Origin of the sequence: Aeromonas sp. QDB56, assembly GCF_027705505.1 — a bacterium.
Classification (GTDB): domain Bacteria; phylum Pseudomonadota; class Gammaproteobacteria; order Enterobacterales; family Aeromonadaceae; genus Aeromonas; species Aeromonas caviae.
In genome coordinates this window covers 1-9,670 of the sequence record NZ_JAPDBZ010000150.1, presented here as the reverse complement: position 1 = coordinate 9,670, position 9,670 = coordinate 1, and the positions used below count along the sequence as shown (strand labels likewise).

Annotated in this window: 7 protein-coding genes; 3 read left to right on the top strand and 4 right to left on the bottom strand. The window is 60.1% G+C overall.

Annotation, left to right across the window (positions count from 1 at the left end; genetic code table 11):
- Positions 1 to 434: 434 nt before the first annotated feature.
- Positions 435 to 620 carry a helix-turn-helix transcriptional regulator gene (locus OKB81_RS17490; protein WP_023127663.1) on the top strand — a complete coding sequence of 62 codons (186 nt, stop codon included), beginning with the start codon at positions 435 to 437 and terminating at the stop codon, positions 618 to 620.
- Positions 621 to 1,068: 448 nt separating this feature from the next.
- Positions 1,069 to 1,722: an inovirus Gp2 family protein gene (locus OKB81_RS17485; RefSeq protein WP_270805341.1), complete on the top strand. Its 654-nt coding sequence runs from the start codon at positions 1,069 to 1,071 to the stop codon at positions 1,720 to 1,722.
- 224 nt (positions 1,723 to 1,946) lie between these two features.
- Here the strand turns inward: OKB81_RS17485 and OKB81_RS17480 are convergent, their stop codons facing one another.
- The 4 genes from OKB81_RS17480 to OKB81_RS17465 all read right to left on the bottom strand — a co-directional run bounded on the left by OKB81_RS17480 (position 1,947) and on the right by OKB81_RS17465 (position 9,096).
- Positions 1,947 to 2,915 (bottom strand): DUF4113 domain-containing protein, encoded by a 969-nt coding sequence (locus OKB81_RS17480; protein ID WP_270805342.1) that lies wholly within the window; start codon positions 2,913 to 2,915, stop codon positions 1,947 to 1,949.
- 429 nt (positions 2,916 to 3,344) lie between these two features.
- Entirely contained in the window at positions 3,345 to 4,778 is a 1,434-nt protein-coding gene (locus tag OKB81_RS17475) for a multidrug efflux transporter outer membrane subunit TOprJ2 (RefSeq protein WP_088903432.1), read from the bottom strand.
- 4 nt (positions 4,779 to 4,782) lie between these two features.
- A complete protein-coding gene (gene tmexD / locus OKB81_RS17470; protein ID WP_101618153.1) occupies positions 4,783 to 7,917 on the bottom strand; it encodes a multidrug efflux RND transporter permease subunit TMexD in 3,135 nt (1,044 codons plus the stop codon).
- 15 nt (positions 7,918 to 7,932) lie between these two features.
- The gene (locus OKB81_RS17465) at positions 7,933 to 9,096 is read right to left on the bottom strand and encodes a multidrug efflux RND transporter periplasmic adaptor subunit TMexC2 (protein WP_088903431.1); all 1,164 of its coding nucleotides are present in this window, start codon (positions 9,094 to 9,096) and stop codon (positions 7,933 to 7,935) included.
- A gap of 179 nt (positions 9,097 to 9,275) precedes the next feature.
- On the opposite strand from OKB81_RS17465, the gene OKB81_RS17460 reads away from it, so the two are divergent.
- On the top strand, positions 9,276 to 9,670 hold a 395-nt coding region (locus OKB81_RS17460), incomplete at its 3' end, for a TetR/AcrR family transcriptional regulator (protein WP_270805340.1).

Below are 9,670 nucleotides of genomic sequence, written 5' to 3'. Positions count from 1 at the left end.
TTAGCGACTAATCAGATCGCACAAACTGGACTGAGTTCCCTTCCTCCGGTGATCTACTATTCGGAACAGCTATTTAGCATGTCAGTACAAAGTGCTTCTGGGTTCGGCGGGCGATCATGTAAGTGAAGGCATGAAGTTTCATATTCTTCCATTTTCTGATCAATGCCGTGGGCGGAGAGCGGTGTTGGCTTTGCGTAAAGATGGCGCGCTGGATCGCAGGTGCTTGGTCATCACTGAGGCGGAGAGCGAAATTCAATCATATGAGTGCGAGGCCGTAATGACTGTTGACCAACGCTTTGAGTATGGATTGTTTGGTGAGTTTCACGCTCTGAAACGCTATGGTAGGTCAGTGACTCGTTATATGCCCGTTTTTAGGCAGTAATTATCTACAGGTTCTCCTAATCCTCTGAACCAATATTCAGAGGTGCGGGATCATGAAAATCATTCGTCTGAAGGCTGTCATCGATGCCACTGGCCTGGCTAGGTCGACTGTATACAAGTACGTTGCGCAGGGCTCGTTTCCGAAACCGATTCCGCTGGGTGATCGATGTGTGGGCTGGCTAGAGGGCGAGGTCCAGGATTGGATCCTGGCCAGAATCGAGGAGCGAGATCTAGCTTGACTATCGGATAGTAATGGCCAGAGCCCGAGAGTGCTCACTCCACCTTAGGTGAGAAAACATCATGCCCGGATATTCTCCGGGCATGATGCTTTTTTGCCGGAGTAGAAGTCTGCTTGGTTTAGCCGGGGCTTGAAGCGAATTTACCTGAAAATCAGCATAAAAAGCAGAGCTGCTTTTTCGGTATTGGTAGTATGCTCTTATAGCCTATATAGTTCCAATGTTAGCTGTAAGAGATAACAATGCTAAGTCAGGTATCTCCAAGATGCCTGATGTGTGAATGTTGTTTAGGTTAATAAGTGTATAGTGCTATTAAGGTATGTATTCAAGCTTTGTAAGAGATAACAATGCTAAGTCAGGTATCTCCAAGATACCTGACGTGTGAATGTTATTCAGGTTAATAAATACATGGTGCTCCTAGGATATGCATTCAAGCATTGGAGTATTAAACATGATTCGACATTCGCAGAATAGTAATCTCGTTATTCATAATGAGCTTGACTATCGCGGCTTGCCTATTCAGGTAGATAAAGGGCCTTTCATTCGACAGTATCTGCAAAAGTTGCATACTACGATTGATCGAGCTCTTCAACAGTATTCTCGTGTCTTTGCCTTCAGGGTTGATCTTAGGTTTCCAGCAGCGTTTGTGAATGGCAGAGACGAAAATGCAAGTCAAGTGTTTAAAAAGTTTTTAGATTCCTTTAAGTCCAAAATACACCACAATCGTTGTATGGCGCTTAGGGAAAACAAACATGCGCATCAGAGCCGCGTGCGGTACGTTTGGGCTAGAGAATTTGGGCAGCATGGGAAGCCGCATTACCATGTTGCATTCGTTCTCAATTACGATGCATTCAACGCTTTGGGTAAGTTTGAGCCTGGAAGGGATAACATGTTCAATCGACTCCAGGAAGCTTGGGCAAGTGCCTTGGGAACGTCGGTTGAGGCAGTGAGGGGTTTGGTTGAGATTCCTGACAATCCGAGCTATAGCCTGCGTCGCGATGGTCTAGGGGTTGAAGAGTTTTTCTATCGAGCCAGTTACCTATGCAAGGCGCCTACCAAGGTTTATGGCGATGGCAGACATGGGTTTGACAGCAGTCGAATCTAACTGCTGAAGCTAAGGATGGTCTGAAGGTAGTGAAGAATTTTTGCGTAGCTGCCTGCCAGAAAATGTCCGGATCAGCGTGGAATCACTGTCCGAATGTGCGTGAAATGGGTGTCCGAGCCAGCGTGGAATCCGCAATCAGCACCTGCGCTTGAAACCTGCAGGGGCGCGCTGTCTGCGTAAGGGGACTCTGAACCGTGCTCGTCGCGGATAAGTGAATGCGAAGGCTACTTGGCTTTTGCGACCATTAACTCAGACCAGCGAGTGGTGTATGCCGGAGAGAGTAATTCTCTGCGCATAGCCCACTCGACTGGTTTTGCGATGCGTCCCGGCTGCAGCGTTCCGCGTCCCCAGCGATTGTTGATCGCATCCAGGGTGCTCATCAGTCGCTCGGTTTTCACGGGCTGTTCAGGGGCGAACAGATCCGGGGTGTACTCATTCTTGCGACACAGATCCAAGAGGAGCACTTGGGCCTTGGCGTAGCTGAATCCCTCTCTGAATACCTGCTTGAGCCCAGTTTGAACTGCCTGGATGATCAGCCTGCTGTCATCGGTCGGGTAGGGCAGCTGGCAGAGGACGCCATTGGCATATTTCGCTTCAGCTGGATTGAACATCCCGGTGCGCAAACTCACACGCACCTGCCTGCAGAGTGACTCCTGCTTGCGCAGCTTTTCAGCGGCGCGCGTCGCATAGCTGGTGACAGCCTCCTGAATGGGGACTAGCTCACGCAGGCGCTTGCCGAATGATCTGCTTGAGCAAATCTCTTGCTTGGGTTCGATTTCGTTCTCGATTTCCAGGCACGCCACACCACGTAGTTCACGCACGGTTTTCTCGACGATAACGTTGAAGCGCTTGCGCAGCGTCCAGGCATCCATCTGTGCCAAGTCCCAAGCTGTCTTGATTTGCATGCCTTCCAGGTGAGCACGCATGCGGGGACCAACGCCCCAGACTTCCTCGACAGGCATGGCCTTGAGCAGCTTGTCACGACGCACGGGGTCACGAATATCTACGACGCCACCAGTTTGCTTCTGCCAGCGTTTGGCGGCGTTATTGGCGAGCTTGGCCAGTGTCTTGGTGGTGGCGATGCCTATGCCGACCGGAATACCTGTCTTCTGCTTAATCTCTGCCTGCACCTGACGACCTATCGACTCCAGCGGTTCGGGTAGACCGGTCATATCGGCAAAGGCCTCGTCGATGTAAAGGAAAGAAGAACAGCCATGGACATGACTTCAGCTCAGACATTCCGCTACTCAATCTCTGATGTCGGATGTCCATAGAAAGAACCTCTTTTCCAGGAAATTGGGGCTTGAAGTCCATACCTGCGCAATTGCACCCATTTGACCAGTCAATTGCATTGGTACTGACCACCGCGTGCATCCGACTTGGCCAGTGGGCAGCAGAGACGCAACAGGCAGAAACCGGCCAGAAGCAGTCAGTCAATCATGCGTTACAGTGATTTTTTGCAGCTCTTTATAGAGCCGTTAGCTGCTGCCACCAATAATCCATAGGCCTGCCAGTCGTCAGACAGTCTTATTCTCGATCAGACGATTGCCCCGTCGATGACCAGTAGCTCACCGGTGATGGAGCCAGAGTCCGGTCTTCGGATGCAGGACTCCTGGCTTTGCTCACTCAGCGCCGATCCCGGCCATCGGTTCAGTTTGGCCCCAGCCACCGCCCAGAGACCTGAACAGGTCAACCAGCGCAATCTGCCGTTCCGTGCTGATTTGAATTAGTGTGGTCTGGTTGCTAAAGGTGCTGCGCTGGGCGTCAAGATAACGCAGGTAGTCGTCCACGCCGCCCTCGTAACGCGCCTTAGCCAGGGCCATCGCAGCCTCGCTGGAACCGGCCAGAGCCTGGCGGGCAGCCTCCTCGCGGCGCAGGGTGTCGGTGGCGGCCAGGGCATCGGCCACTTCGCGGAAGGCGGTCTGGATGGTGCCTTCGTAGTCGGCCACCGCCGCGTCCTGGCGCACTTCGGCGAGGTCCAGGTTGGCGCGGTTGCGGCCACCGGCGAAGATCGGCAGCGACAGCGTCGGGGCAAAGCTCCAGGCCCGCGAGCCGCCATCGAACAATCCGGACAACTCGGCACTGGAGCTGCCCACCGAACCGGTCAGGCTGATCCGGGGAAAGAACGCGGCGCGAGCTGCACCGATATCGGCATTGCGCGCCTTGAGGCGGTGCTCGCTGGCGAGAATGTCCGGGCGCCGTTCGATCAGTTCCGAGCTGGTGCCGGGGGCGATGTCCTGCAGCACCATCAGGTCGTCGCGGGGCGTCGCGGGCAGCAGGCGAGCGGCATCTGGCGTGCCGAGCAACAGGACCAGGGCGTTGTCCGCCTGGCGTAACTGGCGTTCGGTGCTCTCGCGCTCGGCCCTAGCCTGTTCGGCAAGGCCGACCGCTTCCTGGTAATCCAGGGCGGTGGCGGCCCCCGCTGCACGGCGCTGGCTGACCAGCTCCAGCGAGGCCATGCGGCTGTCCAGGGTTTGTTCGACCAGGGCCATGCGGCGTAGCGCACCATCGCGGGTCAGGTAGGCCTGGATGACCTCGGCAACCAGGCTGATCTGCGTGGCACGGGTCGCCTCCTCGGTCGCCAGGTAGGTCTCCAGCGCGGCCTCGGAGAGGTTGCGCACGCGGCCGAACAGGTCGACTTCGTACTCCGCGAGGCCGAGGCCGACCTGATAGTTGCTGGTCACTTCCGAGCGCCCGGTCTGCGACAGATCGGCAGGCAGGCGCTGGCGGTTGCCGCTGGCATTGGCGTTGATCGAAGGCAGGCGATCAGCACGCTGGATGCGGTACTGGGCACGCGCAGCTTCGATATCCAGCAGCGCCTGGCGCAGGCTGCGGTTGTTGCTCAGCGCCGTATCCACCGCGCGGCGCAAGTCGGCATCGACGATGAAGGTCTGCCAGTCCAGCGCCTGGGCACGGGTGCCCTCCGCGTCGGCGGCTTGCCAGTGCGACGCGACCGGTGCCTGCGGGCGCTCGTAGGTCGGGGCCAGCGAACAACCCGCCAGGGCGGCGATGGCCAGGGGCAGCAGAGCGCGACGGAGCATGAAGTGAGAGGTCATCGCATTACTCCGCTTTATGCAGGGGATGGTTGTCGGTTTGCTGAGGTTTGGTGCGCAGCAGCGACAGCACCCAGACGAAGAAGATCGGCACGAAGATCACCCCGAGCATGGTCGCGCTGAGCATCCCGCCCAGCACCCCGGTGCCCAGTGCGCGCTGGCTCGCAGCGCCGGCGCCAGTGGCGATGGCCAGCGGCACCACGCCGAGCATGAACGCCATGGAGGTCATGATGATCGGGCGGAAACGCAGGCGCGCGGCTTCGACAGCAGCATCGCGCAGCGAGTAGCCGTCTTCCCACAGGTCCTTGGCGAACTCGACGATGAGAATGGCGTTCTTCGCCGCCAGGCCGATCACGGTGATCAGGCCGACCTTGAAGTACACGTCGTTGGGCAGGCCGATAGCAGTCACCGCCAGTACCGCGCCGAGTGCGCCGACCGGCACGATCAGCATCACCGTCAGCGGGATCGCCCAGCTCTCGTAGAGCGCCACCAGCAGCAGGAACACCACGGTGATGGCCAGGGCGAACAGCATCGTCGCCTGCCCGCTGGCGACCCGCTCCTGATACGACAGCCCGGTCCACTCGTAACCGATACCTTCGGGCAGCTCGGCAGCGATGCGCTCCAGTTCGAGCATCGCCTCGCCAGTGCTCACGCCGGGCGCGGCGTCACCGGCAATGCGGATCGACGGGTAACCGTTGTAACGCGCGACCTGCACCGGGCCTTCTTCCCAGCTCGTGGTGACGAAAGCACTCAGCGGTACCAGGCTGCCGCTGTCGTTGGGCACATGCAGGCGCAGGACGCTTTCCGGTGTCATGCGCTCGGCCTGTTCGGCCTGTACCACCACGCGCTGCTGGCGGCCGGCGTTGGCGAAGTCGTTGATCACCGACGAGCCGAACGCAGTGGACAGCGCGCTGCTGATCGCTTCGAAGCTGACTCCCAGCGTGCGCGCCTGCTCACGGTCGATCACCAGGCGCAGCTGCGGCGCCTCGGCCAGACCTTCCATCATGGCGTAGAGGAACTTCGGATTGCCGTTGACCTTGCCCAGCACTTCATCGCGCGCTGCCAACAGGGCATCGCGGCCAAGGCCGGCGCGGTCCTGCAGGCGCAGGGCGAAACCACCCGAGTTGCCCAGGCCTTCGACCGGCGGTGGCGGCACCGCCATGATCGCGCCGTCATCGAGGTTGGCGAAGTGCTGGTTGACCGCAGCCGACTCGGCTTCCGGCGACTGCGAAGAATCTCGCTCGGACCAGTCCTTGAGCAGCGGGAAGGCAATGGCCGCGTTCTCACCCATGCCGGAGAAGCTGAAGCCGAGGACCAGGAAGGACGTCTGCACGGCCTCGCGGGCCATCAGAAACTCTTCCAGCTCCTCACCCGTGGCCGAGGTGCGCTCACGGGTGGCGCCTGGCGGCAACTGGATGTCGACGATCATGTAGCCCTGGTCTTCCACCGGCACGAAGGATTCCGGCAGGCGCAGGTAGAAGAAACCCATCAGCACCACCACGCCCAGGTAGATGAACATCACCCGCCCGGCGCGCGGCACCAGCTTGCCGTTGAGTTTGGTGTAGCGGCCGGTCAGGGCGGTGAACTTGCGGTTGAACCAGCCGAAGAAACCGGTCTTCTCGTGATGGCCTTCGGGGATCGGTTTGAGCAGCGTGGCGCACAGCGCCGGGGTGAAGGTCAGCGCGAGGAAGCCCGAGAACAGGATCGACACCGCCAGCGACAGCGAGAACTGCTGGTAGATCACCCCCACCGAGCCGGCCATGAAGGCCAGCGGCAGGAACACCGCCGACAGCACCAGGGTGATACCGATGATCGCCCCGGACACCTGCCCCATCGCCTTGATGGTCGCCGGCACCGGCGCCAGGCCTTCCTCGGCCATGATCCGCTCGACGTTCTCCACCACCACGATGGCGTCGTCCACCAGGATGCCGATGGCCAGCACCATGCCGAACATGGTCATCATGTTCACCGAGAAGCCAAGCAGGTACATGAAGGTCAGCGTACCGAGCAGACACACCGGCACGACGATGGACGGGATCAGGGTGTAGCGCACGTTCTGCAGGAACAGGAACATCACCAGGAACACCAGCACCATGGCCTCGATGAGGGTCATGATGACCTTGTCGATCGCCACGTCGACGAAGCGCGAGGTGTCGTACGCCACGGAGAACTCGACGTTGTCCGGGAAGTTGGCCGACAGCTCGGTCAGACGCTGCTTGACCGCCTCGGCGGTCTGGATCGCGTTGGCACCGGGCGACAGCTGCACGGCGGCGGCAACGGCGGGCTTGCCGTCCTGGCGCGAGCCGAAGTTGTAGTCCTGGCTGCCGACCTCGATGCGCGCCACGTCGCCCAGGGTCAGGCGCGAGCCGTCCTGGTTGGCACGCAGCACGATGGCGGCGAATTCCTGCGGGTTGTCCAGGGTACCCTTGACCGCCAGGGTCGCCGTCAGCTCCTGCTCGCTGGAACCCGGCGTGCTGCCGAAGGCACCGGCCGGCACCTGCACGTTCTGCGCGCGGATGGCGTTGTTCACGTCATCGATGGATAGGCCGTAGCCGACCAGCTTCTGCGGATCGATCCACACGCGCATGGCCGCCTCGGAGGCGAAGAACTGCAGCTTGCCGACGCCGTTCACGCGACGGATTTCGTTGTTGATGTTGCGCGCGGCGTAATCGGCCAGCGCCGTGACGTTGGCGTCCTTGTCGCCATCGGTGTAGCTCAGCGCATAGATCAGCAGGAAGCCGGCGGTGGCCTGCTCGGTCTGGATGCCGAGCGTCAGCACGGCCTGCGGCATGCGTGCCTCGGCCTTCTTCAGACGGTTCTGCACGTCAACCTGGGCCAGTTCGGGGTCGGTCCCTGGCTGGAAGGTGACGGTGATCTCGGCGATGCCGTTGGCGTTGCTGGTGGACTCGAAGTACAGCAGGTTCTTGGCGCCGTTGAGTTCTTCCTCGATGACGCTGGTCACCGAGTCGGTGAGCTCCTGCGCCGAAGCGCCGGGATAGGTGGCGGTCACGGTGATCTGCGGCGGCGCCACGTTGGGGTACTGCGCCACCGGCAGGAACGGGATGGCCAGCAGGCCACCCAGCGAGATGAACAGGGCGACTACCCAGGCGAAATTGGGGCGCCGGATGAAAAACAGGGACATGAGAGGTTCTCCGGCTTACTGCACCTGGGACTGTGGAGCGGCTTCGGCGGCATCTTGCTCGCGGGGGATGACCTTGGCGCCCGGACGGATAGCCGCCAGCGAGCTGGTGATCACCTTGTCGCCGACCTGCAGGCCCTCGCTGATTTGCCAGCGCGAGCCCTGCATGGCACCGGTGGTGACCTGGCGCGCCTCGACGGTATCGCCCTCCCCCAGCAGCATCACGCTGGCCTGGCCGTCAGCCGAACGCTGCACGGCACGTTGCGGCACCAGGATGGCGTTCTGGTCGAGCCCTTGCGGTGTGCGCACACGCACGTACATACCCGGCAGCAGCACGCCCTCGGGGTTGTCGAACTGGCCTCGCAGGGCGATCTGCCCGGTGCTGCGATCCACCGAGATATCGGTGAACAGCAGCGTGCCCTTGCGCTCGATATCGGTACCGTCGACACGCAGCGACAGCGGCTGGTCGCTCGCACCGGCAACCTTGCCCTCGGCGATTGCCGCGCGCAGGCGCAGGGCATCGGCAGCAGGCTGGGTGAAGTCGGCGTACACCGGATCGAGTTGCTGGATACGTGCCAGCAGCGTGGCTTCGCCCTGGCCTACCAGAGCCCCTTCGGTGACCTGGGCGCGACCGATACGCCCGGCGATGGGGGCGCGAACCTCGGCATAACCCAGGTCCAGGCGGGCAGTTTCGACATTGGCCTGGGCCGAGCGCTTGTCGGCCTGGGCGCTCTGCAGAGCGGCCATGGCGTTGTCGAAATCCTGCTGGCTGACGGCGTCGATCTTCACCAGTGGTTCGTAACGGCGAACCATCGCCTGAGCCTGGAACAGCTGCGCCTCGGCGCGAGCCAGTTCACCTTCCGCCCGCGACAGGGCCGCCTTGAACGGCGCAGGGTCGATCTGGAACAGCACGTCACCGGCCTTCACGTCGGCCCCTTCCTCGAAGGTGCGCTTGAGCACGATCCCCGCCACCCGCGCGCGCACCTCGGCGACACGCACCGGCTCGATGCGCCCTGGTAGCTCGGCGAACACTGTGAAGGGCTCGGTCTTCACGCTGAGCACATCGACTTCACGCGCTGGCGCCTCTTCCCGTTGCTCTTCGGGCTTGTCGCAGCCAACCAGGGTCACGGCGATCAAATAGGAGATCACGGAAAAAGTGATCCATTCGCGGAATTTGTTCATATCTCACCCAAGCGCGAAGCCAGTACGTAGTCGAAGCCGCGCATGATCCACGCAAAAATCAAATAAGTCAATATTGACTCATTTGATTTTGGTGTGAACAAAGCTAGTATCCTCTTTGAGAAAAATGAGTGTTCTAGGCAAAATACCCGCATCTGCCCGCGATAGATAAAGAGTGACCGATGGATTTAACTGCTGCCGATGAGAAATTGCTGAAGGCCCTGGCGATCGCCATCGTTGACCACCCGCGAGCCACGTTCAAAGAAATAGCCCAGGCAGCGGGGGTCAGCAAGGCGACGCTCAACAGGTTTTGCGGCACCCGCGACAACCTGATCGAGATGCTTCTGAATCATGGTTCGGTGGTTATTTATAGGGTCATTGCCGATGCCGATCTTGAGGCGGCGCCCTTGGACGCATTGCATCGTCTGATCGAAGGCCATTTGATTCACAGGGAGTTGTTGGTATTCCTCTCATTCCAGTGGCGCCCGGACACGTTTGATTTAGATGCAGGCGGCTGCCGATGGCTGCCTTACTCGGAAACGCTGGACGAGTTCTTTCTCCGCGGGCAAAAACTGGG

Excerpts from the sequence above, each read along its gene's own strand:
- OKB81_RS17475 (WP_088903432.1), bottom strand. The coding sequence starts at position 4,778 with ATGACCTCTCACTTCATGCTCCGTCGCGCTCTGCTGCCCCTGGCCATC.
- OKB81_RS17490 (WP_023127663.1), top strand. The coding sequence starts at position 435 with ATGAAAATCATTCGTCTGAAGGCTGTCATCGATGCCACTGGCCTGGCT.
- OKB81_RS17485 (WP_270805341.1), top strand. The coding sequence starts at position 1,069 with ATGATTCGACATTCGCAGAATAGTAATCTCGTTATTCATAATGAGCTT.
- tmexD (WP_101618153.1), bottom strand. The coding sequence starts at position 7,917 with ATGTCCCTGTTTTTCATCCGGCGCCCCAATTTCGCCTGGGTAGTCGCC.
- OKB81_RS17465 (WP_088903431.1), bottom strand. The coding sequence starts at position 9,096 with ATGAACAAATTCCGCGAATGGATCACTTTTTCCGTGATCTCCTATTTG.